The 25,026-nt window shown below is 63.8% G+C and carries 21 protein-coding genes and 1 pseudogene; 9 read left to right on the top strand and 13 right to left on the bottom strand.

What is annotated here, in order from left to right; genetic code table 11:
* The first annotated feature begins 1 nt into the window (after nt 1).
* Together PP4_RS16770 and PP4_RS16775 are read left to right on the top strand one after the other, a co-directional pair.
* Nucleotides 2-787: an ABC transporter ATP-binding protein gene (locus PP4_RS16770; RefSeq protein WP_016500393.1), complete on the top strand. Its 786-nt coding sequence runs from the start codon at nt 2-4 to the stop codon at nt 785-787.
* Nucleotides 788-966: 179 nt separating this feature from the next.
* Complete coding sequence (locus PP4_RS16775; protein ID WP_016500394.1) at nt 967-1,263, top strand: chorismate mutase; 297 nt, start codon at nt 967-969, stop codon at nt 1,261-1,263.
* A gap of 57 nt (nt 1,264-1,320) precedes the next feature.
* Here the strand turns inward: PP4_RS16775 and PP4_RS29870 are convergent.
* Nucleotides 1,321-1,910, bottom strand: a pseudogene (locus PP4_RS29870) (hypothetical protein); the annotation flags it as partial.
* A gap of 147 nt (nt 1,911-2,057) precedes the next feature.
* On the opposite strand from PP4_RS29870, the gene PP4_RS16790 reads away from it, so the two are divergent.
* Nucleotides 2,058-2,921 (top strand): sensor domain-containing diguanylate cyclase, encoded by an 864-nt coding sequence (locus tag PP4_RS16790; RefSeq protein ID WP_041168084.1) that lies wholly within the window; start codon nt 2,058-2,060, stop codon nt 2,919-2,921.
* A gap of 35 nt (nt 2,922-2,956) precedes the next feature.
* Nucleotides 2,957-3,625 carry a class I SAM-dependent methyltransferase gene (locus PP4_RS16795; RefSeq protein ID WP_016500397.1) on the top strand — a complete coding sequence of 223 codons (669 nt, stop codon included), beginning with the start codon at nt 2,957-2,959 and terminating at the stop codon, nt 3,623-3,625.
* Nucleotides 3,626-3,684: 59 nt separating this feature from the next.
* Here the strand turns inward: PP4_RS16795 and quiC are convergent, their stop codons facing one another.
* Nucleotides 3,685-5,592: a 3-dehydroshikimate dehydratase QuiC gene (quiC, locus tag PP4_RS16800; RefSeq protein WP_016500398.1), complete on the bottom strand. Its 1,908-nt coding sequence runs from the start codon at nt 5,590-5,592 to the stop codon at nt 3,685-3,687.
* 288 nt (nt 5,593-5,880) lie between these two features.
* On the opposite strand from quiC, the gene PP4_RS16805 reads away from it, so the two are divergent.
* A complete protein-coding gene (locus tag PP4_RS16805) occupies nt 5,881-7,254 on the top strand; it encodes an MFS transporter (protein WP_016500399.1) in 1,374 nt (457 codons plus the stop codon).
* A gap of 140 nt (nt 7,255-7,394) precedes the next feature.
* Here the strand turns inward: PP4_RS16805 and PP4_RS16810 are convergent, their stop codons facing one another.
* The 5 genes from PP4_RS16810 to PP4_RS16830 all read right to left on the bottom strand — a co-directional run bounded on the left by PP4_RS16810 (nt 7,395) and on the right by PP4_RS16830 (nt 13,620).
* Entirely contained in the window at nt 7,395-8,807 is a 1,413-nt protein-coding gene (locus PP4_RS16810) for a DOPA decarboxylase (RefSeq protein ID WP_016500400.1), read from the bottom strand.
* Nucleotides 8,808-9,007: 200 nt separating this feature from the next.
* Nucleotides 9,008-9,952, bottom strand: coding sequence for a LysR family transcriptional regulator (locus tag PP4_RS16815; protein WP_016500401.1), 945 nt, complete (start codon nt 9,950-9,952; stop codon nt 9,008-9,010).
* A gap of 136 nt (nt 9,953-10,088) precedes the next feature.
* Nucleotides 10,089-10,799: a YebC/PmpR family DNA-binding transcriptional regulator gene (locus tag PP4_RS16820; protein ID WP_016500402.1), complete on the bottom strand. Its 711-nt coding sequence runs from the start codon at nt 10,797-10,799 to the stop codon at nt 10,089-10,091.
* A gap of 97 nt (nt 10,800-10,896) precedes the next feature.
* Complete coding sequence (locus tag PP4_RS16825; protein WP_016500403.1) at nt 10,897-12,288, bottom strand: FAD-dependent oxidoreductase; 1,392 nt, start codon at nt 12,286-12,288, stop codon at nt 10,897-10,899.
* A gap of 15 nt (nt 12,289-12,303) precedes the next feature.
* Nucleotides 12,304-13,620: an MFS transporter gene (locus tag PP4_RS16830; protein ID WP_016500404.1), complete on the bottom strand. Its 1,317-nt coding sequence runs from the start codon at nt 13,618-13,620 to the stop codon at nt 12,304-12,306.
* Nucleotides 13,621-13,864: 244 nt separating this feature from the next.
* Here PP4_RS16830 and PP4_RS16835 point away from each other — a divergent pair, with 244 nt between their 5' ends.
* Complete coding sequence (locus tag PP4_RS16835; RefSeq protein ID WP_016500405.1) at nt 13,865-14,734, top strand: LysR substrate-binding domain-containing protein; 870 nt, start codon at nt 13,865-13,867, stop codon at nt 14,732-14,734.
* An 85-nt stretch (nt 14,735-14,819) separates the two neighbouring features.
* Nucleotides 14,820-15,191, top strand: coding sequence for a DUF2784 domain-containing protein (locus tag PP4_RS16840; protein WP_016500406.1), 372 nt, complete (start codon nt 14,820-14,822; stop codon nt 15,189-15,191).
* Here the strand turns inward: PP4_RS16840 and tam are convergent.
* From tam to PP4_RS16860, 4 genes are all read right to left on the bottom strand, one after another.
* The gene (tam, locus tag PP4_RS16845) at nt 15,181-15,957 is read right to left on the bottom strand and encodes a trans-aconitate 2-methyltransferase (protein WP_016500407.1); all 777 of its coding nucleotides are present in this window, start codon (nt 15,955-15,957) and stop codon (nt 15,181-15,183) included. The genes PP4_RS16840 and tam overlap by 11 nt on opposite strands.
* Nucleotides 15,958-16,119: 162 nt before the next feature.
* A complete protein-coding gene (locus PP4_RS16850) occupies nt 16,120-18,525 on the bottom strand; it encodes a TonB-dependent siderophore receptor (protein WP_016500408.1) in 2,406 nt (801 codons plus the stop codon).
* Nucleotides 18,526-18,729: 204 nt separating this feature from the next.
* Complete coding sequence (locus PP4_RS16855) at nt 18,730-19,572, bottom strand: FecR family protein (RefSeq protein ID WP_016500409.1); 843 nt, start codon at nt 19,570-19,572, stop codon at nt 18,730-18,732.
* Nucleotides 19,569-20,105 carry an RNA polymerase sigma factor gene (locus PP4_RS16860; protein ID WP_016500410.1) on the bottom strand — a complete coding sequence of 179 codons (537 nt, stop codon included), beginning with the start codon at nt 20,103-20,105 and terminating at the stop codon, nt 19,569-19,571. Before PP4_RS16860 ends, PP4_RS16855 begins: the two co-directional genes overlap by 4 nt.
* Before the next feature lie 193 nt (nt 20,106-20,298).
* Here PP4_RS16860 and PP4_RS16865 point away from each other — a divergent pair, with 193 nt between their 5' ends.
* Nucleotides 20,299-20,478 carry a hypothetical protein gene (locus PP4_RS16865; protein ID WP_016500411.1) on the top strand — a complete coding sequence of 60 codons (180 nt, stop codon included), beginning with the start codon at nt 20,299-20,301 and terminating at the stop codon, nt 20,476-20,478.
* A gap of 3 nt (nt 20,479-20,481) precedes the next feature.
* Here the strand turns inward: PP4_RS16865 and PP4_RS16870 are convergent, their stop codons facing one another.
* Nucleotides 20,482-21,897 carry an amino acid permease gene (locus tag PP4_RS16870; RefSeq protein ID WP_016500412.1) on the bottom strand — a complete coding sequence of 472 codons (1,416 nt, stop codon included), beginning with the start codon at nt 21,895-21,897 and terminating at the stop codon, nt 20,482-20,484.
* Between the two features lie 325 nt (nt 21,898-22,222).
* On the opposite strand from PP4_RS16870, the gene PP4_RS16875 reads away from it, so the two are divergent.
* On the top strand, nt 22,223-23,647 hold the full coding sequence (locus tag PP4_RS16875; RefSeq protein WP_016500413.1) for an aminotransferase-like domain-containing protein: 1,425 nt from the start codon (nt 22,223-22,225) through the stop codon (nt 23,645-23,647).
* Between the two features lie 134 nt (nt 23,648-23,781).
* On the opposite strand, the gene PP4_RS16880 is transcribed toward PP4_RS16875, so the two are convergent.
* Nucleotides 23,782-25,020, bottom strand: coding sequence for a Zn-dependent hydrolase (locus tag PP4_RS16880; protein WP_016500414.1), 1,239 nt, complete (start codon nt 25,018-25,020; stop codon nt 23,782-23,784).
* Between the last annotated feature and the right edge of the window lie 6 nt (nt 25,021-25,026).

Raw genomic sequence — 25,026 nt, forward strand, 5'->3', positions numbered from 1 at the left:
CATGAACGCCATCGCCCACGTTTTACCCACCACCGCCAGCACCGGCGCGCTGACCATTCGCGGCCTGAACAAGGCGTACCCGCTCAAGGGCAAGCATGTGCCAGTGCTCGAAGGAATCGATCTGGATATCCGCCCGGGCGAATTCGTCAGCATTCTCGGCGCCAGCGGCTGTGGCAAGTCTACCCTGCTGCGGCTGATCGTCGGCCTCGACCAGGACTACCAGGGCCAGATCCTGCTGGACCGGCAACCCGTGCGCGGGCCGGGCCTGGAGCGCGGTATCGTGTTCCAGGACCATCGTCTGTTCCCGTGGATGACCCTGCAGCAGAACATTGCCTTGGCCTTGAAAAACCATGCGTTACCCGCAGCCGAGAAAAACAGGTTGGTGGCCGAGCACATCGAACTGGTAGGCCTGAGTGGTTACGAGCAGGCCTACCCGCACCAGCTGTCCGGCGGCATGGCCCAGCGCGCGGCAATTGCCCGGGCGCTGGTGAACAAGCCCAAGGTGTTGTTGCTGGACGAACCGCTCGGCGCACTGGACGCCCTGACCCGGGTACGGTTGCAGCAGGAGTTGCAGCGCATCTGGGTGCAGGAGCGTTGCACGGTAATCATGGTGACCCATGACATCGAGGAAGCGCTGTACCTGGGCGACCGGGTGATCGTGATGGACGCGCACCCTGGGCGGATTCGCGAGGACTTGCGCATTGATCTGCCACACCCGCGACAGCGGGACAGCCAGGTGTTGCAGGGGTACAAGCAGCGGTTGCTGGGGGAGCTGGTGGGGCATTGAAAAAGCGGTGAACTGAACGATTGACGGGGGCTGCAACACTGAACATGAACAATCTGTTCGATGAAAAATACTATGCTGGCACGGCGGGCATCTACGGGCATTATGGTGTGCCACGCACTGCGATGCTGGATTTGCGCTACGACTTCTGAAAAACAAGGTAGACCATAGGAGCTTCACACATGGACGTACGCTGCACATCGATCGAAGATGTTCGCACACGCATTGATCACATTGACCAGCGCCTGGTTGCCCTGCTCGCTCAACGCGGGCATCTGGTGGCACAGGCGGCCGCCTTCAAGAAAACCAGCGACGACGTTCGCGCGCCCGCGCGAGTCGAGCAGGTGATTGCCAAAGTGCGGGGTATCGCCGTGGAGACGGGCGCCTCACCGGAGGTGGTGGAGCGGGTTTACAGGGCAATGATTGCGGCGTTTATCGATGAAGAGTTGCAGGTGCATGCGGGGTTGGCCGGCAAGTAAGCCAGGGGCTGCTGCGCAGCCCCTGTATTTCAAGGCAACGGCCTGTTCCTCAGGTGCTCAACCTGCCAGGATGAAGTCCGCTATAGTCACCGTGGTCGCATCCGCCACCCCCGCCAGGCGGATGGAGTCGGCAGCGCCGATGTGAACCAGCGTATCAGCGCCAACATCGGCGATGGTGACGCTGGCGGCGAAGGTCGCTGCGGTGATGTTCAGGGCGGTGATATCCAGCCGGTCCTGGCCACCCGCCGCAATGGCATCGAAGTTGATGATCCGGTCGTTGCCGAAACCGGCCGCGAACTGGAACACGTCATTGCCGTCAGTGGCCATCATCGTGTCGTTGCCCTCGCTGGTGCCGCCCAGCACGATGTGCTCGGCACCGGCATAGCGGATGTAGTTAGTGTCCGGGCCAGCCGTCAGCGGGCTGTCGCGGAACACCACCTGCTCGCCGTTTTCGCCCAGTGGGTCTGGATGCTACCCGTCAGGAGGTAATTTCCGGCACCTCCCGCGAGTACCGCGGCGTACAGAGCGGCGCCTTGCGCCAAGCGCTGGAAAAGGCCGTGGACTCCAACGAGCGTTCGCTGATTTCGACCCGCAAAGGCTTCAAGGAAGGCGGCACCAGCACCAAATCGGACGTGCTCAATGCCGAGGAACATAAGGGCCTCTTCGCAGCACAAGGCTGCTCCTGCAGAGTACCGAGGTGGGCGCGATCATCAGTGTCAGGACCACAAGTCTACGATAGATGCGACGCATTTCTTCGCGCTATGATCGGTCACCTTGCCGCGGACGTCCTGCCCATGCCCGTAGACCTTCAAGCCTTGTACCCCAGGTTGATCCACCTGATGCTGGACACCGTGTTCGTGGTAGACAGGGACAACCAGATCGCCTTCGTCAGCGATGCCTGCGAGGCCCTGCTGGGTTACAAGCCCTGCGAAATGATCGGCACGCCGATCACCGACTACATGCACCCCGACGACCTGGCGGCCACGCGCGCGTCGATTGTGCGGGTGATGAACGGTCAGCCCCATTACGATTTCCGTAACCGCTATGTGCGCAAGGATGGCGGTATCGTGCACATCCTGTGGGCAGCCAGCTGGTCCGAAGAGGCTCAAGCGCGCATCGGTGTGGCGCGGGATGTGACGGCCCTGCGCCAGGCTGAAGAGGAACTGCGCTTCCTTGCCCATCACGACCCGCTGACCCGGCTGGCCAACCGGGCCATGTTCAATGAACGGCTGGACAGTGCCCTTGCCACAGCGCGGCAGCACGATGGCACGCTGGGGTTGCTGTTTCTGGATATCAATGACTTCAAGGAAATCAACGATGTGCACGGGCATGCTGTGGGTGATCGGGTGCTGTGCACGCTTGCGCGGCGGCTGGAAGGCTGCGTACGCGCAACCGACACGGTGGCGCGCATGGGCGGTGACGAGTTCACCGTGCTGTTGAACGATTGCCCCTCGCCAGTGGCCATTGCCGAGCAGGTAGCCCGCATTTTGGCGGTCATGGCCGAGCCGCTCGGTATGGAGTTGTCCGGCATCGACACGCCGTCCTGCAGCATCGGCGTGGCGCGCTTCCCTGAGGATGGCAACGATGCCGACATGCTGCTGCGTCATGCCGATGGGGATATGTACCGGGTCAAGCGAAAACACACGGCGACCGGGTAACGATACAGCACACGTTCAACCACCGGGATACCACCATGCCTGACCCTGAAAGCACTTTGCTCGACAGTTGGCAGCACAACGCCTACGCCTGGATCGACGCCGTGCGCAGCGGCGCCATCGAGAGCCGTCGCCAGGTCACTGACCAGGCCATCCTGCTCGCCATCCTCGGCCGACAGCCCGGGCGAGTGCTGGACCTGGGCTGTGGTGAGGGCTGGTTGCTGCGTGCACTGGAGGACCGCGGTATCGAAGCCGTGGGCGTGGATGGTGACCGGACGCTGGTAGAGGCCGCGCGCGCGGCGGGCTCGGCCGAGGTGCACCTGGCCAGCTATGCGCAGTTGGCCGATGCGCAGGTTTATGTGGGCACAGGGTATGACCTGGTCTGTGCCAACTTTGCGCTGTTGCACCAGGACATCATCCCGTTGCTGGCGGCCATGAAAGATTTGCTGGTGCCGGGTGGCGCACTGGTGATCCAGACGTTGCACCCCTGGAGCGTTGCCGGCGGGGAGTATCAGGATGGCTGGCGGGAGGAGTCGTTTGCCGGGTTTAACGGGGACTGGCAACCGATGCCGTGGTACTTCCGTACGTTGGCCAGCTGGCTGAATGCACTGGACATGGCCGGGTTGCGCCTGCTCAGTTTGCAGGAGCCACAGCACCCGCAAAGTGCAGTGCCGCAGTCGCTGTTGATGGTAGCTGAGCGCCCCTGAGTCATACACCCTCGGTGTAGGAGCGGCCTTGCGCCGCTCCTACACCGACCGCGTCGGGGTCAGAGGACGGGCTTGCGCGCCGCGCCGCTGCGGGCCTTGGCCATGGCTGCCAGGCGCACCGCGACGTTGGCCGCGCCGTAACCGGTATAGCCCCCCTTGCGCTGGATGATTTCGAAGAAGAAGCGCTCTTCAAACGGTTCGGTGTACACGTGGAACAGCTCGCCGCCCTGGGCGTCGCGGTCGTACAGCACGTTGTAGTACGCCAGTTCGCTGAGGAATTCGTCGTCGAAATCGAAGCGCGCCGCCAGGTCGTCGTAATAGTTCAGCGGGATTTCCAGCAGCGGTACTCCAGCCAGCTTGGCACGCGCCACTTCACGGAAGATGTCATCACAATCGAAGGCAATGTGATGCACCCCCGAACCGCGGTAGCTGGAGAGTGCATGGGCAATGGCGGTGTTGCGGTTTTCCGAGATGTTCAGCGGCAGGCGCAAAGTGCCGCATTGGCTGCGCAGGGCGCGGCTCTTGACCAGGCCATACGGGTCGGGCAGCACCACTTCGTCGTCGGCAGCGAAGTCGAACAGGCTCTTGTAGAACAGCACCCAGCTGTCCAGCGACTCGGCTGGCAGGGCCAGGGCCATGTGGTCGATGCGACGCAGGCCGCCAGTGGCGGTGGCGCTCTTGTCCAGGCTGAAATCGGTGTCGTACAGCGTGTGGCCAGCGGTGCCCTGCTCCACCAGGTACAGCAAGCTGCCGTCCGGTGCGCGTACCGCCGGTACTTCGCACTCGTTAGGGCCGACCAGGCCGCGGAACGGCTGGCCACGGAAGGCGGTGGCACGCTTCAGGGCGGCTTGCGGGTCCTTGACCCGCAGTGCGGTGGCGCACAGCGACGGGCCGTGGGCCTCGAAGAAGTTGTGGCCGAAGGAGTACGGTTCGGCGTTCAGGACAATGTTGATATCGCCCTGGCGCAGCAGTTGTACGTCCTTGCTGCGGTGTTTGCCAGCTTCGGCAAAGCCCAGGCGCTTCAGCCAGCTGCCCAGGCGCGCGCCGACGGCTTCGTCGACCGCAAATTCAAGGAACTCCACGCCGTCATAGGCGCTGGCCGCGGGCGGGGTGAACAGCACGCCAGGTTCGATCGGCGTGTTTTCCTGCTCGAGGCGCAAGCGGGTCTGTTCTTCGAGATACAGCAGCGAACGCAGGCCGTCGGCGGCATTCTGCCGGGTGGGCGCGGCGCGGAAGCCGTCGTTGAAGATTTCCAGCGACAGCGGGCCACGGTAGCCAGTGGCAAGAATCGGCGCCAGGAAACCCGCCATGTCCATTTCGCCCTGCCCCGGGAAGCAGCGGAAGTGGCGGCTCCACTCCAGCACATCCATGGCCAGGATCGGCGCGTCAGCCATCTGCACGAAGAAGATCTTGTCGCCGGGGATGTCGCGGATCGCGCTGGGGTCGCCCTTCAGCGACAAGGTGTGGAAGCTGTCGAGAATCACCCCTAGGGCCGGGTGGTCGGCTTGGCGCACCAGGTTCCAGACTTGCTGGTAGGTGTTGACGTGACGGCCCCAGGCCAGGGCTTCATAGCCAATGCGCAGGCCACGTTTGCCGGCATGCTCGCCCAACAGGCGCAGGTCGTCGACCAGCAGCTGTTCATCGCCCAGGGCATCGGCCTGAACGTTGCTGCATACCAGCACCAGGTCGGTGCCCAGCTCTTGCATCAGGTCGAACTTGCGCTCGGCGCGGTCGAGGTTTTTCTGCAGGCGGTCGCGGCGGCAGCCTTCGAAGTCGCGGAACGGCTGAAACAGGGTAATGGCTATCCCTAAGTCGGCGCACATCTGGCGCACCTGGCGCGGGCTGCCGGCGTAATACAGCAGATCGTTTTCAAAGATCTCGACGCCGTCAAAACCGGCGGCGGCGATGGCTTCGAGCTTTTCCGGCAGGGTGCCGCTCAAGGACACGGTAGCGATCGAACGCTGCATGACGGGAGTTCCTTGTTGTTAGAAAATGACGGTGCCAGTCAGGTAAAAAACCACTGTCACAGTTTATGGCACGATCGATTATTCGCAGGTAAAGTCGTCGCTTCAATCTCTTTGTACGGAATGGTTAGTTTTGCGTTCGATTATCGCACAAAACCCGTTTTAACGAATTGCTAGACCGCTGGCCCGTGGTCAACATGAACCACAGACGCAGGCACACCGACCACTGCCTCCTGCCTTGGCGAACCAACGGCGGAACCTGCGCAAACAACAATAACAACGGAGACAACGATGGCTCACTCCAGCTCGCAAGCCAAAAAAGCGACCGCCAGTGGATGGATAGGCTCGGCACTCGAGTACTACGACTTCTTCATCTACGCCCAGGCCGCTGCACTGATTTTCCCGCAGATCTTCTTCCCCAATACCGACCCGAAAATGGCCATCATCGCCTCGTTGGCCACCTACGGCGTGGGCTACCTGGCGCGTCCGGTCGGTGCTTTCGTGCTGGGCCACTGGGGTGACACCCGCGGTCGCAAGAACGTACTGCTGCTCTGCATGTTCCTGATGGGCCTGTCGACCATGGCGGTAGGCCTGCTGCCCACCTACCACGACATCGGCTACCTCGCGCCGGCCTTGCTGGTGGTACTGCGCCTGATCCAGGGCTTTGCCGTGGCGGGGGAAATCTCCGGGGCCAGCTCCATGATCATGGAGCACGCGCCGTTCGGTCGAAGAGGCTACTACGCCAGTTTCACCCTGCAAGGCGTGCAGGCCGGCCAGGTACTGGCGGCGGCAGTGTTCCTGCCACTGGCCTACTTCATGCCTAGCGAAGCCTTCACCGAATGGGGCTGGCGCATTCCGTTCCTGATGAGCGCCATCGTGCTGATCGCAGGCTTCATCATCCGCAAGGAAGTGCATGAAACCCCGGCATTCGTGAAGGAAGAGAAGCAGGACAAGGTTGCCAAGTCGCCCATCAGCGAAGCCTTCCGTCACAGCTGGAAGCACATGGTGCTGGTGATGTTCATGGCCCTGATGAACGTGATCCCGGTGGTAGCCACCATCTTCGGTGCGGCCTACGCGGTGCAGCCGGCCTATGGCATCGGCTTCGACAAGAGCGTGTACCTGTGGATTCCGGTGGTCGGCAACATCGTCGCAGTGCTGGTGATCCCGTTTGTCGGCAACCTGTCGGACAAGATTGGCCGTCGACCGACCATGATCGCCGGTTGCCTGGGCTCTGGCCTGCTGGCCTTCGTCTACCTGTATGCAATCAGCATCCAGAACGTGCCAATGGCGTTCGCCGCCTCGATCGTGATGTGGGGCATGGTCTACCAGGGTTACAACGCGGTGTTCCCAAGCTTCTACCCAGAGCTGTTCCACACCCGCTACCGCGTTTCGGCCATGGCCATCGCACAGAACATCGGCACCATGCTGACCGCCATGCTGCCGGCGCTGTTCGCCCTGATTGCACCACCTGGCTCGGACAACATCCCGCTGGTAGTCGGTAGCCTGGCGTTCTTCATCACCTGCGTGTGCGCCCTGGCCGCTTACATCGCCCCGGAAACCCATCGCCTGACGATGGAAGACCTGGGTAACCCGAACGCCAAGCCGATGGAAAAGGCAGCGTATGAAGCTAGCCGTAAAGGTAGCTTTCAGGCAGTGAGCCACTGATAGATTGCAGGGGGCTGCTTTGCAGCCCTTTCGCGGCACAAGGCCGCTCCTACAGGTGGATCGCATGAGCCCAGGCTTGCGCGTTGCCCTGTAGGAGCGGCCTTGTGCCGCGAACGGGCCGCAACGCGGCCCCGGCAGTCTCAGCCTGCAACCACTTCCTGCAACCTCTCCCAAAGCTTCTCGACATGCTCCCGCTCAGTCGGCAGCGCACCCACCGACACCCGCACCATCCATCGCCCGTCCAGCGTCGCTGGCGTCACGTACGCATCCCCGGACGCATTCAGCCGCTCGGCCCACCCCTTGGTATGCGCATCCAGCGCCTCCCCTTCCAGCCCCGCCGGCCGATGGCGAATGCACAAGGTCTGCAATTGCACCGGTGCCAGCACTTCCCACTGCGCAGCCGCCCCTACCTGCTCCGCCAGCCACCGGGCATTGTCCAGGTCACGCCGCAGCCGCGCCTGCAACGCTTCTACACCCTCGCTGCGCAACATGAACCACAGCTTCAACGCGCGGAACCGACGGCCCAGCGGTATGCCCCAGTCACGCAGGTTCTTTACCTCGCTATCCACCGCCGATTGCAGGTAGCTGGGGTTGGTGCTCATTACCCGGATCAGGTGCTGCGGATCCCGCACGTAGTAGATCGAGCAGTCGAAGGCCACACCCAGCCACTTGTGCGCATTGACCACTACCGAATCGGCCAGCTCGATGCCGTCCCACATCCAGCGGCACTCGGGCAGGATCATCGCCGAACCGGCCATGGCTGAGTCCACATGCAGCCACAGGCCATGGGCCTGGGCGATCTCGCCGATCGGGCGCAGCGGGTCCAGTGCCGTGGTGGTCGTGGTGCCGGTGGTGGCCACCACGGCGCATGGCTGGTTGCCCGCTGCCAGGTCCTGCTCGATGGCTGCCTGCAGCGCCTCCGGACGCAGCGCGTAGCGCTCGTCGGTCGGGATCAGGCGGATGTTGTCGCGGCCAAAGCCTGCCAGCAGCGCGGCCTTGTCCACCGAACTGTGGGCGTGGGCGCTGACATAGACGATCAGGGGTTTGGCCTGGGCTTGCAAGCCACCGCGCACCAGTGCGTAGTCGCTGGCGCGCTCGCGGGCGCTGATCAGTGCCACCAGGGTACTGGTAGAGGCCGTGTCCTGGATCACCCCGCTCCATTGGCCGGACAGGCCGAGCAACTGGCGCAGCCAGTCGAGGGTGGTTTCTTCCAGCTCGCTCAGGGCCGGGCTGGACTGCCACGACAGGCCCAACACGCCCAGGCCGGTGCTGAGGAAGTCGCCAAGTACCGAGGACAGCGTACCGTTGGAGGGGAAGTAGCCGTAGAAGTCCGGGTGCTGCCAATGGGACAGGCCGGGCATGACCAGCTGGTTGACGTCGTCGAGGATGGCTTCGAAAGGCTCACCTTGCTGGGGAGCGGTGTCGGGCAAGGCAGCCTTGAGGTAGCCAGGCTCGACCTGGGCCATGACCGGGCGCTCGCCGACGGTCTGGCGGTAGTCGGCAATCAGGTCGATCAGTTGGTGGCCGTACTGGCGGAATTGTTCGGGGGTCACGTGGGCTCTCCTGTGGGTAATCCACTGCCTGTTCCGGCCCTATCGCCGGCAAGCCAGCTCCCACAGGTAGTCCATAGGCTTCAGACCCTGTGGCTTACCTGTGGGAGCTGGCTTGCCGGCGATAGGGCCGGAACAGGCAACACAATGCCCCAGTCTAGGCACCTATCCCCCGGCGAATAACCCCGCCTTGCGCATACCTGCTATGGCGAACCCGCATGCCCACCCTGCACGCCGAACTGCGACTGACGCCACAGCTCGAACACCCGGTTGCGCAGCCAGCGGTGCTCCGCTGAAGCCTGCAGCCGCTGGTGCCACACCACCCAGTAGCGCTGGCTGTGGTCGATAAAGCCCAACGGCCGCCAGGCCAGGTCATGCAAGCGGCACAATTGCCGGGCGATGTGCTCGGGTACGGTGGCCACGGCCTGGCTGTTGGCAATGACCTTGACGGTGGCGGAAAAAAACGGCACTTCCAGGCTGACCCGCCGCTGCAGGCCCTGAGCGCGCAGGTGGCGGTCGATGAAACTGTCCTTGTCGCCACCACCGGAAATGCGCACATGCTTGTGCGCCAGGTAATCGGCCTGGCTGAGCGCGGAGTGGGTGGCCAGCGGGTGGTCGTGGCGCATCAGGCACACCGCACGGTCCTCACCCAGCAAGCGCCCGTGCAGGTTGGGGGGCGACTCGTCGAACAAGGTGGTTGCCAGGTCGATTTCGCCGCTGGCCAGCAACGCATACTGGCCGGCCTGCCAGGTACGGTACTCCAGCGAGACGCCCGGGGCTTCATGTTCCAGCGCGGCCACCAGCAGCGGCAGCATGTGCTCGGCCACGTAGTCCGAAGCGGCCAGGCAGAAACGGCGCTCACAGCGGGCTGGGTCGAATACGGCGGGCTGGCGCAGGGCGTGCAGTTCTTCGAGAACCTGGCGTAGCGGTTCGACCAGCGCTTCAGCGTATTCGCTGAGTACGTAGCCGCGGCCTTGGCGAACCAGCAACGGGTCGTCGAAAGCTTCGCGCAGGTGGGCCAGCTGGCGGCTGAGGGCCGACTGGCTGACGCCCAGGCGCTCGGCGGCGTGGCTGAGGTTTTTCAGCTGCAGCAGGTGGTCGAGGGTGCGCAGGTGGGCGAGGCTGAGGGAGGCGAAGGTGGGGTTCATCAAGGGTTCGGCTCCAGACCGCAGGCGAGGGCTTTGCCCTCGTTTCGCGGCACAAGGCCGCTCCTACAGAGGAGTGCATAACCCCTGTGGGAGCGGCCTTGCGTCGCGAATGGGCCGCAACGCGGCCCCGGCTTTTTTAGGCGGTCAGACCGACGTAGACGTTCTGCACGTCATCGTTCTCGTCGATCGCTTCGAGGAACGCTTCAACCTCAGCCAGTGCTTCAGCACTCAGGCTGGCTGCGCTCACCGGGTTCTTCGGGGTGTAGCCGATCTTCGCCGAGGTCACGGTAAAGCCATGCTCCGGCAACGCCTTTTGCACGGCATCCAGGTCAGTGGTGTCGGTGATGAACAGGGTCGAACCCTCTTCTTCACCTTCTTCAAAGTCCTGGGCGCCGGCTTCGATGGCGGCCATTTCCGGGTCGGCGTCACCTTCCGGGGTAGCCTCGATCAGGCCGACGTGGTTGAAGTCCCAGGCCACCGAGCCGCTGGCGCCCAGCTGGCCCTTGCGGAACAGCACGCGGATCTGCGCGACGGTGCGGTTGACGTTGTCGGTCAGGCACTCGACGATCAACGGTACCTGATGCGGCGCGAAACCTTCGTAGCTGACTGCCGAGTACTGCACGGTATCACCGTCCAGACCAGCGCCCTTGCGAATCGCCCGTTCCAGCGTTTCACGGGTCATCGAAGCCTTCTTGGCCTGCACGATCGCCAGGCGCAGGCGCGGGTTCATGTCGGGATCGGCGCCCGATTTGGCAGCGATCTGGATTTCCTTGGACAGCTTGCCCATGACCTTGCCTTTGGCATTGGCCGCTGTTTCTCTATGTTTGGCTTTCCACTGTGCGCCCATGTCGACTCTCTTGTTTCAGCGGCCGGTTCAGGAAGCGACCGGCCAAAAGTGGGTGCATTTTATACGCCCTCAGGCATGGGATCGACAAGAAATCTCATCAGCCTTTATCGGCTTTGCCCGCCGCCGCCGCAAACCGTGCCAGGCGCACGTCCAGCCGGCGCGGTCGCAAACCGTGGTCCTCTGCACGCTCCTTGCGGCGGATGGCATTGCGCACCATCAGCGAGCCCAGGTAGCGGATCGGTTCGGGCGGGAAAAGCCCCAGCGGCCCCTTGACCAGCGGCGAACGGGTCCACGGGTTATCCAGCCCCAGCGCCAGCGACGAAAGAATCTGCCCACCCATATGACACGGGCCAACGCCGCTGCCGGAGTACCCAAAGCCATAGAACACGTTGCCCTGCCCGTCCAGGCGACCAAAGAACGGCAAGCCGGTCACCGAGCGGTCCGACGGCCCGTTCCAGCTGGCCGCCAGGGGCACCTCGGCCAAGGCCGGGAAAAACTCGCCAACGGTTTCGCCCAGCAATGGCCGGTACGGCGACGGCTGGTCGAATACCGGCAGCATGCGCCCGCCATAGGCAAAGGTGTTGCCGCCCTTGCCGAGCATCAGCCGGCCATCAGAGGTGTTGTGGTAGTAATGCACGAAAATACGCGAGTCGAGCACGCTGATGCCGCTGTCCAGACCGATCTGGCTTAGCAGTTCGGGGCACGGTTCGGTAATGACCATGTCGCTGGAAACGATCGCCACGCTGCGCTCGAACTGCGGAAAAGCCCGCGCCATCCAGGCATTGAGGCCCAGCACCACGCGATCGGCACGTACGGTTCCATGAGCGGTGCGCACCTGCACCGGGGCGCCGTGCTCCAGGCCGGTCATGGCGGTACCTTCATGAATGCGCACACCGCGCTGCAAGGCCACCCGGCGCAGGCCGCGCACCAGCTTGCCCGGCTGCACCGTGGCTGCCGCCGGCGAGAACCAGCCCTCCAGATGCCGCGCCGAACCCGCCAGACGCTGCACCTGTTCCAAGGGCAGGCGGCGGAACGAATTGATACCCTTCTGCTCCAGCGCAGCGATCACCCCGTCCGTGGCGCCGATCTGTGCCGCGTTGGTGGCGGTGTACAGCGTGCCGTCCAGGCGGTAGTCACAGTCAATGCCGTTGGCCGCGCAAAACGCCCCGATGTCACCGATGCTGCGCTCCGACTCGCGCACCAGGCGCACCGCCTCGGCCATGCCGAACAGGCGCTCCAGGGTGAAGTACTTGGCCGACCAGGACAACGCGCAGCCACCATTGCGGCCACTGGCACCGGCGCCGCAGATGTCGGCTTCGATCAGCAACACATCCAGTGCCGGCACCGCCTCCTTGAGCATCAATGCGGTCCACAGGCCGGTGTAGCCGCCGCCGACAATGCACACATCGCAGCGGGCATCGCCTTGCAGCGGCGGGCACACCGCCTCCTGCGTGGAGTCCAGGGCCTGTTGCAGCCAGAAGGGTCTCATTCGCTCGCTTTCCTTTCAGGTACGCAGTGGCTTGATTGCCATGCTGGTATTCGGTGCCACGTCGTTGCTTTGCACACTGCTGGCCGGGCGGCTGTTCCAGTGCGGCAGCAGCACCAGCGCCGAGAACAGCGCGCAGCCAGCGAACACGATGAACACCGTGACGCCGTCGAAATACCCGGGTAGCAGCCCACCCAGCACCGCCCCCACCGAGCCGCAACCATTGACGAATCCGGCGGCAGTGGCACCGGCCTTGGCGGTACCGAAGTCGATGGCAGCGGCGCCGCTGATCATTGAGTCAGGCCCGTACAGGGTCAGGCCCATGACGAACAGCAAGGCCACCACCAGCATCACGCTTCCGGTGTGCATGGCCGCCATGAACGCCGCCAGGGTCATGGTCAGCAGCACCAGGCTGATCACGCAGGCCGGCATGCGCCGGGCGCCAAACAGTTTGTCGGAGGCCAGGCCGATCATGATCGGACCAAGCAACCCCGCCAGCTCGAAGGCGGTTGGGATGATAGCCGCGCCGACCTTGCCTACTGAGGGCATCTGCTCGAACACGATCACCGGCCCCCACAGCAGGATGGCGTAGCGCGCCGGCTTCAACAGGAAGTACGCAAGCCCTAAAGTCAGCACCGTGCGGTTGCGCAGGATCTCCCTCAGCGGCGCCCACACGCTGCACAGGTTGTCGGCCGGGGCCATGCTCTGCGGCTCGGGTTCCACCGCCGGCAGGCCGACATCCTCAGGCTTGTTGCGCTGCAGGAAGAAAAACAGCACGGCCACCAAAGCCACCACGGCGGCACTGGAGAAGAACGCTGCGTGCCAGGTACCCACCAGGGTATAGGCCCACCACCCCGCGAACGGTGAGGCCACCAGGCCGCCGAAGGCATAGCAGGAACTCCACAGGCCCAGTACCCGCCCACGCTGCGAGGCCGGGAAGAAGCTGCCGATGTTCTTGCACAAACCGGCCCAGCCGGTGGACTGCGCCAGGCCCTGCACCAGCATGCAGGTGGCAAAGATCGGGAAGGTGGCGTAGCTGCCCATCACCACCGCTGCCACAGCAGAAATCAGCAACCCGCCAAGCACCACCACCCGCGGGCCGAAGCGGTCGGCGAGCATGCCCCAGGTAAACTGGCCCACGGCGTAGGCGGCCAGGTAGATGGCGTCGAGGTTGGCCATGGCGGCCTTGTCGAGCATGAAACTTGGGTCTTCAGCGATGCCCAGCTTGGCGACCGAGAAGGCTTTGCGGGTGAAGTAGAAGGCGGCGTAGGCCAGCCAGGTGATGGCGAAAATCTGGATGCGCCAGCGTTTGAACGCGGCTAGGGATTGATTCATGTGTGTCTGACCTCTTGCTCAAGTGTGCCGGCAGAATGTGAAGAAACGCCTGTCTTGTTCTTGTGTTACGCACAGCGATGACGAGGCTGTCATCGGGTCAGGTGGCGCCGTGTGGGCACCAGGGCCCTGGCGGCATTCGTGATGCCGGCACCGGGCTGACATCTATGGAAACAGTTGCGCTAAGATAAATAAAATCGATTTATCGTATTACACACATAAGCCAAGCTTGTTACTGAGGTCAGCCATGTCGGTTTCCCACGCTCAACTCAAAGCCTTCCATGCGGTGGCCGTGCACGGCAGCTTTACCCGCGCTGCGCAAAAGCTGTTCCTGACCCAGCCAGCAGTGTCGGACCAGGTGCGCAAACTGGAGGAGCGCTTCGGCGTATTGCTGTTCCACCGCAACAAGCGTTCGGTGCAACTCACCGACCTTGGCGAGCGCCTGCTGGGCATCAGCCAGCGCCTGTTCGCCTGCGAGGCCGAGGCCCAGGAGCTGCTGCACGATTCGCGCGCGCTGCACACCGGCAGCCTGGTGCTGGCAGTGGATGCCCCGGTGCACGTGCTGCCGCAGGTCGCCCGCTTCTGCCAGCGCTACCCGGGCATTCAGGTGAAGATCGAAACGGGCAATACCGACGAATCGCTTGCGCGGCTGTTCAGCTATCAGGCCGACCTGGCCCTGCTCGGGCGGGATGTCGACGATGAACGCCTGCATTGCCTGCCGCTGCGCCGCGACCCGATGGTGGCGTTTGTGTCCCACCATCACCCCTGGGCCAGCCGTGGCTCGATCAGCCTGGCCGACCTTGATGACATGCCACTGGTGCTGCGCGAGCCCGGCTCGGTGACGCGACAGACCCTGGAAGAAGAGATGCAACGCGCGGGTTTGCGGATTCGCCCGGCGATCCAGGTGGAAGGCCGCGAAGCGGCGCGGGAAGCGGTGGTGGTGGGGATTGGCGTGGGCGTGGTGTCAGCGGCGGAGTTTGGCGCCGATGCGCGGGTGTGTGCGTTGCCGATCGTGGATTGTCAGCGGCATTTGACCGAGACGCTGGTGTGCCTGAGCGAGCAGCGTACGCGGCGTGTCGTGGCGACCTTTTTGCAGGTGGTCGAGGAAGGGTTGTAAGCCTGTACCGGCCCTTGTGCTGCGAAGAGGCCAGTGCAGGCCACCCGACTATGCTGGGTTAACTTCAACCCCCGGCACACTAACCATGCTCTACCGCTTTGCCGCCGACACCCTGGTCCTGCTGCACCTGGCCTTCATCCTGCTAGTGCTGTTCGGCGGCCTGCTGGTGCTCAAGTGGCGCCCTGCCCTGTTAATCCACTTGCCGGCCCTGGCCTGGGGCCTGGCGGTGGAGTGCCTGCACCTGGGCTGCCCGCTCACCACCTGGGAAAACCGCATGCGCAGCGCAGCCGGGGGCGCAGGCTACCAGGGCGGCTTTGTCGAGCACTATATCTGGCCACTGATCTACCCCGCCGGGCTGACACCGCACACTCAATTGCTGTTGGGCAGCATCGTGCTGCTGCTCAACCTGGGCATCTACAGCTACGTGGCCTGGCGCTGGCGCCGGCCTAGCGGGTAGCGATCACGAACAACCGCGGGAACGGCAGCAGCACCTTGCCATCGGTGGCCGGCGGGTAGTCGCGCTGCATGGCCTGCAAGTACATCTGCAGGAAGTCAGCCTGCTCCTGCTCATCAAGCCTGGCCAGGTAAGGCCGCAACGCCGAACCCTTGAACCACTCCACCACCGCTTCGGCGCCGCCCGCCAAGGGGTGGTGATAAGTGGTCCGCCACACATCCACCCGCGCACACAGCGGGCTGAGCAAGTCGTAGTAGAACGCCGCATTGTGCCGTGGCGGCAACTGGAAATCGGCGAATTTCGCCGCCCAGGGGCCTTGGCTGGCAATCTCGCGCAACTGCCGGTGAGCCGGTTCGTCGAGGTTGTCGGGGGTTTGCACGGCCAGACTGGCGCCTTCGCTCAACTGACGCACCAGGTGCGGGTATAGCGAGGCGTGGTCAGGTACCCATTGCAGAGAGGCATTGGCCAGGATCAGGTCCTGCGGCTCGGGGGCAGACCAGCCGGCAATGTCGGCGATGACCGTCCGTACCCGCGGGATGCGCAGCCGTTTGCGCTCGCGGGCCTTGTCGATCATGTCCGGGTCGCTGTCCAGCGCGGTCACCTGGGCATCGGGGTAGCGTTGCAGCAACACCTCGGTGGAATTGCCCGGGCCGCAGCCCAGGTCGGTGGCATGGCGCACCGGGCGTGGCGGGATGGCGGCGAGCAGGTCGCGCACCGCGCGGGTGCGTTCGTCTTCGAACAGGGAATACTGGTTGGCGGACCAGGCCATGTGGGGCTCCTTTTGGGCGGGCAATGTGCCTAGCATATGCCATCTGTCGACTGTGAGGGCCCTATCGCCGGCAAGCCAGCTCCCACAGGGACAGTGCAGCACTTGAAGGCGATGATGCCCTTGTGGGAGCTGGCTTGCCGGTGATGAGACCCTGACCCGTTTTCAGAAATCCCAGCGGGTGGTCACCATGACGTTGCGTGGCTCGCCGTAATAGCCACTGTAGAACGTGGTATCCAGCGCACTGAGGTACTTGTTGTCGAACAGGTTGTTGACGTTCAGCGTGGTGGAAAGCTGGTCAGTAATCTGAAAACGGCCCATCAGGTTGAACACGGCGAACTGCCCTTGCTTGGCCTTGACGGTACCAAGCTCGGCAGGCGCGGCAGTGAAGTGCGTGCCGCTCTGCCAGTTCATGCCACCACCCACGGTCAGGCGGTCCAGCTCGGCCGGCAGGCGGTAGGTGGTCCACAGCTTGACCATGTTGGCCGGAAACACCGTGTTGATGCGCTCGCCGTCGGCATCCTTGATGATGCTGTGGTTGTAGCTGGCGCTGAGGTTCCAGCCCGGCTGCAACTCACCGCTGGCTTCCACTTCGAAGCCACGCGTGGTGGCACCGGAAATCGCCTCATAGGCCGCCGTGGTGGTACCTGGCACAACTCGGCCTGGGTCGACCACGGCAAGGTTGTCCTGCTTGATCTCGAACGCGGCGACGCTGGTTTGCAAGCGCCCGTCAAAATACTCGCTTTTCAGGCCGACTTCGTAGTTGTCGCCCTCGCGCGGCGCCAGCGTTGCGCCGCTGGCATCACGTACCGTCTGCGGCTTGAAGATACTGGTGTAGCTGGCATAGACCGAGTGAATGTCGTTCAGCGCGTAGACCACACCGGCATAGGGCGTTACCACGCCGCTTTCACGGTTACCCGGGATTTTGTTCGGCTGCGTGCTGAGGTCGTAGCGGTAGCGGTAGTTACTGACCCGGGCGCCCAGGATGAGCGACAGGTCGTCGGTGGGCCGCAGGCGCGTCGCCAGGTAGGTACCGCTCTGGTAGATGCTGGTATCGCCGTCGTAAAGCTTGCCGTTGGCGGTGTTGGGCTTGGTGGTGTAGTTGTCCCATGTGTAGAAGTTGACCCGGGTGCCCTCGATCGCGGTGCCGCGCAGCGGGTCGTGGTGGTTCTGGTAGCGGGAGAAGTTGTAGCCCAGCACCAGGTCATGTTCGCGGCCGAATGCCTGGAACGCCCCCTTGAGCTGCGCATCCACACCCACCTGCTTCTGCCATGTGCTGCCGGCGCCGCCGTACAGGCGCACGCCTTCGCCGGTCTGCTTGTCGGGGAAGCCCCAGCTGGCGGTGGCCAGGCGGTAGTCGTCGCGGTTGATGTACATCTGGTTCACTGCCAGCCGCAGGCTCCAGTCGTGGCCCAGTTTCTGTTCGAGGCTGGCGAAGGTGTTCAGTGCGTCCTGGGGGTTGCTGCTCCAGCGCGCGGCGCTATTGGTGGAGCGGGAAAAGTCGGTTTGCTCACCATTGCTGTAGAACAGCGGGAACGCCACCGAGGACGAGCCCTCTGGCCGGTTGCGCTGATAGTCGGCGCCCACGGTGAGCAAGGTGGTGTCGCTGAGGTCGGCCTCAAGGATGCCGTAGAACACCTGCTTTTCCTGGTGGTAGTGGTCGACGAAGCTGTCGTTCTGCTGGTAGGCGGCAACCATGCGCCCGCGCACATTGCCGTTGGGGGTCAACGGCCCGGACAGGTCGACCTCGGTGCGGTACTTGTTCCACGACCCCAGCCCAGCGCTGACATGCCCCTTGAACTCGGCGGTGGGGCGCTTGCGCACCAGGTTGATGGTGGCAGAAGGATCACCTGCGCCAGTCAGCAGGCCGGTGGCACCGCGCAGCACCTCCACATGGTCATAGATGGCCATGTCGGCGAGGCTTTGCGCCGACACCTGGCTGACGATATCAAGGGTGGTGGGAATGCCGTCGAACTGGTAGTTGTCTACCGAATAGCCACGCGAGTAGATGTTGAACCGCTCACTGCCCAGGCTTTGGACCGACAGGCCAGGGGTTTGCTGCAGCACTTCGGTGAGGTCGTTCAGGCCCTGGTCGTCCATGCGCTGGCGGGTGACCACGCTGATCGACTGCGGCGTTTCCCGTGGCGACAGGTCAAGCCCTGTACCGGCGCGCGTAGTGCCCAAGGTGTAGGCACCGGTGCCGTCGGTGGTATTGCCATAACGCTGGCTGTCGATGTTGATAGCACCCAGTTCCAGCGCCATGCCGCTGGCCGGCGCGCCGATCAGGTAACCCTCACCCGCCCGCTGCAGCTGCAGACCAGAGCCGGCGAGCAGCTGTTGCAAGGCCTGGGCGACGCTCATGCGCCCTTGCACGGCCGCCGCCTGACGGCCCTCGGCAGCATCCGTGGAAAACAGGATGCGGGTGCCGGTCTGCTGGGCCAGGGCGTTTAGCGAGCGGTCCAGGCGTTGGGCCGGAATGTCCAGGCTGAAGGTGGCATCCTGCGCCTGGACGGTGGCGCAGGTCAGCAGGCTGGCAGCCAGCAGCGTCAGCGGTGAAAGGTGGTTACCCATGTGTTCCCCATATGAACGATTCAAGTGACTTCATGGGGATGGCGGTTGGCCATGGGCGAATGTTGATGTGCCAATGAAAATAATTATCGGTTGCCTGTTCTGGCTCTTTCGCGGGTTTGCCCGCCCCCAGGATATCCGACCCATCGGATTCACCTCTGTAACCTGTGGGAGCGGGCAAGCCCGCGAAAAGGCCGGCGCAGGCGATCAATCAACCCGGCCAATGACCAAGCCACCATCAGCCGCGCGCACCACCGTCACAGGCAACACCGCTGGCAACTGATCCAGCAGTGCCCGCACCTGCCGGCTGTCGAACTCACCCGACAAGCGCAAACCCCCGGTACGTTCATCCGCCAGCCGCAATGGCACCTCGCTGTAGCGCTGCAAATCCACAACCGCATCGCGCAACGGTGTGCCGTCAAAACGCAACACCGAGCTGCGCCAGGCCTCCATCGCACCTGATGCCACGGCCTGCACCTCGCCCAACTCGCCAGCAGCAGCAAGCAGTTGCTGCCCGGCCCGCAGTGGTTGCACGCCGCCGTGTCCAATGCCGACCTCGACCGCCCCCTCGAGCACCCCTACCCGCACGCCACGCACATCGCTGCGCACGTCGAACACCGTACCGATATCACGCACCCGCACGCCCTGGCTGTGCACAATGAACGGCGCATCGGCATGCACTACGGTAAACCGCGCCTGCCCTTCGAGCAGTTCCAGCTGCCGGCTGCGCAGGTGCCGTTCAATCTGCAGGCGGCTACCCGAATCCAGCAGCACCTGGCTGCCGTCCGCCAGCACCAGCTCGCGCTGCGCGCCCACGGCCACCCTCACCTGCTCGGTATGCCAGGCAGGGTCCAGCCACCACAGGCTGCCCGCCACCAGCAACGACAGCAGGCTGGCCTTGGCCGCCTTGCCGGCCTTGCGCCGGCGTGCGGTCATGGCTTTGCCTTCGGCGAGCAACGCCTCGCGGGACGCCACCCGCTCACGCAGGGCTTCGCTGAACACCTCCAACGGGTCGGCCTGGGCCTTGCTTTCACGCTTGCCCTGGCTCATGCCCGTGCCTCGCCATGCAGGCGCCGGGCCGGTTCCCAGCGGCTGGCGATGGTACGCATCGCCCGGTTGAAGTGCTGGGTGACCATGTTGACCGAAATCTCCAGCTCGGCGGCAATGTCACGCTGAGCCATGCCATGGATACGGTGCAGCAGGAACACCTGGCGCTGACGTGCCGGCAGGGCCTCGATGATCGCCAGCAGGGCATGCAGCTGCTGCTCGAAATCCAGCTCGCGGGCACCGTCCCAGCTGTCCAGGGCGGGTTCGTCATGGCTCGCGGCAGCCAGGTGAGCCGCACGCAGCGATTCGGCGCGCACCCGGTCGATGGCCCGGTTGAAGGTGACCTTGCGCAGAAATGCCAGCGGCAGCGAAATGCGCTGGCGGGGAGGCTTGTCGAGAATCTGCAGGTAGACGTCATGCACCAGGTCGCGGGCAAAATGGCGGTCGCGAAAGCGCTGGCGGATGTAGCGAACCAGGTCGTCATAGTGCAACGCCAGCGCGTCGAGCAGTTCCTGGTTGGGCGGTGTATTAGACATGGAGGGCCGGCGCCAAGTGATAATGCTTCGCATTGTAGAGGCGCAGACCTGTGTTTGTCTGCTATGGCCTCATTGCCGGCAAGCCAGCTCCCACCAGGGTCACCACACGGCTGGGTACAGCTATCAACTGTGGGAGCTGGCTTGCCGGCGATGAGGCCGGAACTGACTACCTACGCGTGGAGTCAGTCCATGTATGCGCATGCCCATGAAGCCCTACATCGCCCTCGCCATCCTGGCCCTCATCGGCGCCGCCGCCCTGCTCGGCTCGCCGTGGATGAACCAGCGCTTCCACATGCCCGCAGAAAAAGCCCAGGCCCAACAACGCGAAACGGCCGGGTCCCCAAGGGAGCCGGCCGTTTCCAGACACGAGTGACGCTTAGTGCTGCTTGCTGCTGCCAGAGCGGATCTGGTGCACCACGCCCATTGCCACCACGACTGCCGCCGCGATACCGGTGGAAATAACCAGGATCTGGTAGTCAGGCATGAAGGCCATGGTTACCAGGGCGGCCACGATGAACGCGATCACCAGGTAGGTCAGCCACGGGAACAGCCACATCTTCAGGCGCACTTCCTTGCCTTCGGCAATCAGCTTGCGGCGCATGCGCAGTTGCGAGAAGGCAATCACCAGGTACACCAGCAGGGCGATCATCCCGGTGGTGTTCATCAAGGTATCCAGCACGTCTTTCGGGCGCAGGGTCTCGCTGAAGTTGATCAGCGCACACACCACGGCCACGGCGCACGAGCCCATGATCGCGTACACCGGTACACCGGTGCCGGCACGGGTGATCTTGAAGAACGACGGCGCATCGCCACGCTGAGCCAGGGAGAACAGCATGCGCGAAGCGGTGTAGTGGCCCGAGATCAGGCAGCTGCTCACCGAAGTCAGCACCACGAAGTTCATCAGCAGCTCGGCATACGGCACGCCCAGCAGTTCCAGGGTACGGCGATAGGCGCCATAGCCGGAAACGCCCAGGTGCGGGTCGTTCCACGGTACCAGGCAGACGATCAGGAAGATCGAACCGACGTAGAACAGGCAAACACGCCATACCACCGAGTTGGTGGCCTTGACGATCTGCGCGGCCGGGTCTTTGGCTTCGGAAGCTGCGATGGTGACAATTTCGGCGCCCAGGAAGGCGAACATCACCCCAAGCAGCGCACCGATCACGGTGGTGATGCCATTGGGCATGAAGCCTTCGGCGGTGAGGTGGCTGATGCCACGCACTTCACCGAACTGCCACACGTTCATCACGGCAGCGGTACACACGATCAGGAAGCAGACGATCGCGATCACCTTGATCAAGGCGAACCAGAACTCGAACTCACCGTAGTGCTTGACGTTGAAGAAGTTGACGGTGATCAGCAGCAGGGTCGTGGCCAGCACGAACACATTGACGCTAACGTCGGGGAAGAAGCCATGCAGGATCTTGCCCGCCACATAGGCTTCCCAGGCCATGAGGATGACCCAGTACCACCAGTACAGCCAGCCAATGGTGAAACCGGCCCAGCGGCCAATGGCGCGGTCGGCGTAGGTGGAGAACGAGCCGGTGTCTGGCGAGGAAGTCGCCATTTCACCCAGCATGCGCATGATCAGTACCACCAGGATGCCGCCCGCCAGGTAGGCCAGGACAGCGGCTGGGCCGGCGCTGTGGATCACGCTGCCGGAACCGACGAACAAGGCGCCGCCAATTACCCCGGCGATCGACATCATCGTCAGGTGGCGCGACTTCAGCGAGGCACTGAGCTTGCTCTCGTGCCCGCTTTTCGCGGTGGTGGTTGTGGATGTTGCGTCCATCAGTTGTGTACCCCGTGCTTCTTTTTATCCAAGGAAAACCGTGAAACCCCGATGGCTGGCGGCTTCACCTGTACATCAGTGCTAATGCGGGCAGGATGGTGTGAACGAACACACGCAGGCCCTCCATGGCGGCCTGCTGACGCGCCCCAGGACGACTGCCTGAAGCGAACTGAACATGCTTTATGTGGCGATATCCGACACCTAATGTAAAAATGTCCGACGCAGAGAGCCATGCACAGTGGCATGAATCTCGCACTGCACTGTACAGGTCGCCCTTGCAGTACACCCTGCAGACGCCAGGCGATACGCACCCTGAAGGCCCCGAATGTTCGAATTACATCCAGACTCCTCCACCCCGCTGGTCAACCAGATCATCGACGGGTTGCGTGAGTTGATCGACAACCAGACCCTGAAGCCGGGCGCCAAGGTGCCGTCTATCCGCGCCTTTGCCGCGAGCTATTCGGTGAGTACTTTCACCGTGGTCGAGGCCTACGATCGCCTGGTCGCCCAGGGCCTGCTGGTGAGCCGTGGCAATGCGGGGTTCTTCGTCAACCGTGCGGCGGGCGAACTACTGGAACGGCACAATACCGAGGCCGACGCCAGCCGACCAACGTTCAACTCCGAGTGGTACCTGCAGCAGATCTTCGAGATCCGCCAGTTGCCCTACAAACCGGGGTGCGGATGGTTGCCTAACGACTGGATGTACGAAGAAGGCCTGCGGCGTGGGCTGCGCCAGGTGGCGGGTAGCCCGCTGGAACTGTCGGGCTACGGCGACCCCATGGGCCTGATGGAGCTGCGTACGCTGACTGCGCAGAATTTGCAGCAAGAGCTTTCCATCGTCGCCAACCCGGCGCAGCTGATGCTCACCCACGGCGCCAGCCAGGCCCTGGACCTGGCCGCACGCACCCTGGTGCGCCCTGGCGATGTGGTGCTGGTGGACGACCCCGGCTACCCCAACCTGATGAGCATCCTGCGTACCCAGGGCGCGACGCTGGTCGGCGTGCCACGCACCCCGGCCGGCTACGACCTGAACCAGCTGGAACAATTGCTCACCCACCACCGCCCGACGGCGTTCTTCACCCAGCCGCACCTGCACAGCCCGACCTGCTCACGCACACCGCTGCCGCAGTTGCATCGCCTGCTGCAGCTGGCCAGCCAGCACGGCTTCCGCCTGGTGGAGAACAACCTGTACGCCGACATGGTCGCCGAGCCGCAGCCATGCCTGGCCAGCCTCGACCACCTGCAGCAGGTGGTGTACGTAGGCAGCTACTCCAAGAGCATTTCGCCCAACGTGCGGGTCGGCTACATGCTGGCCAACCCCGAGCTGATGCAGAAACTGCTGCACCTGAAAATGCGCTCAGGCCTGACCACCTCGCAGGTGATGGAGCGTGTGGTGTACGCCGCGATCATCGACGGCCGCTGGCGCAAGCACCTCAAGCGCCTGCGCCAGCGGCTGGCCGAGGCGCATCAGGAAGTTGGCCGGCATCTGCATCGATTGGGCTTCGAACTGTTCACCGAATCGGATGAAGGCATGTACATCTGGACCCGCCACCCGGCGATTCCGGACAGTGCCGCATTGCTGGATGATGCGCTGGAGAAAGGCATCATGCTTGGGCCTGGGCAGTTGTTCATGGTCGATGCCAAAGCGACCGGGTGGATGCGCTTCAATGTGGCGTTCAGTACCGACCCGGCGATGTGGGAGTTGCTGGAGAAGGTGTTCGTCAAGCATGTGCGCCGGGGTGGGATGTAGTTCGCCACGACATCCTCAGCGTGGGTAAGGTTTGCAGGAACTTGTGGGGCTTGTCCCGCGAAGGGGGCCATGCGATGCATGGCACCGGCTTTGCCGGTGTTCGCGGGGCACGCCCGCTCCCACAGCCCCCCTATTCAATGAGTTATGTCGACACGGCCCGCCCGTGCCAGCACAGCGTTCAGCAGTACATCAGCGCCCTGTCGGGCATCATCAGGCAGCACGTCCTCAGCCTCGTTGTGGCTCAGTCCACCGACGCAGGGGATGAACACCATCGCCGTCGGGCAGTACCGCGCCAACAGGATGGCATCGTGACCCGCCCCGCTGACAATCGATTGCTGCGCATAACCAAGGCCGTCCACCGCTTGCTGCACGGCAGCCACGCAGTCGGCATCGAACGGGGTCGCCGGGCTCACCCAGTGGCGCTCGATACGCACTTGCAGGCCACGCTGGCTGGCGATGGCTTGCAGCTTCAGGGTCAGCTCGCGCTCCATGGCTTCGATGGCCTCGTCGCGGTGGTGGCGCAGGTCGACCGTGAACTGCAGCAGGCCGGGAATGGTGTTGCGTGAGGACTTGGCAATGGAAAGCTCACCTACGGTGGTCAGGCCTTCGGGGGCAAAGTCCGCTGCCAGTTGCTCAACGGCCTGGATCATCCGCGCGGTGCCGTACAGCGCATCCTTGCGCAGCGGCATCGGCGTGGTGCCGGCGTGTGCCGCCATGCCCTCGACCGTCACGTCCAGCCAGCGGATGGCCTGGCCACCACTGACCACGCCAATGGCCTTGGCGTTGTCTTCAAGGATCGGGCCTTGTTCGATATGCGCCTCGAAATAGGCATCCACCTCGCCGCCCAGCGGGCGTTGGCCGTCGTAGCCGGTGCGGTGCAGTTCATCGGCGACGCTGACGCCATCGGCATCGCGAATGGCCAGCGCCTCGGCCAGCGCGAGGCTGCCGGTGAACACCGCCGAGCCAAACATGGCCGGGGTGAAGCGCGCGCCCTCCTCGTTGGTCCATACGGCAATTTCCAGCGGCTTGCGGGTCTGGATGTCCAGATCGTTCAGGCGGCGCACCACCTCCAGGCCGGCCAGCACGCCATAGACGCCATCGAAACGGCCTCCTTCAGGCTGGGTGTCGAGGTGGCTGCCCATCATGACCGGGGCGGCATGCGGGTCACTGCCGGCACGGCGGGCGAACAGGTTGCCGATGGCATCTACCGACAGGCTAAGGCCCGCTTCGCGGCACCAGTGGCTGAACAGTTCTCGGCCGGCTTTGTCCTCGTCGCTGAGGGCCAGGCGGCAGTTGCCGCCGCGGGCGGTGGCGCCGACTTCGGCCATGGCCATCAGGCTCGCCCACAGGCGTTCGCCATTGCTTTTCAACATATGCGG

This window comes from Pseudomonas putida NBRC 14164, assembly GCF_000412675.1.
GTDB lineage: Bacteria > Pseudomonadota > Gammaproteobacteria > Pseudomonadales > Pseudomonadaceae > Aquipseudomonas > Aquipseudomonas putida.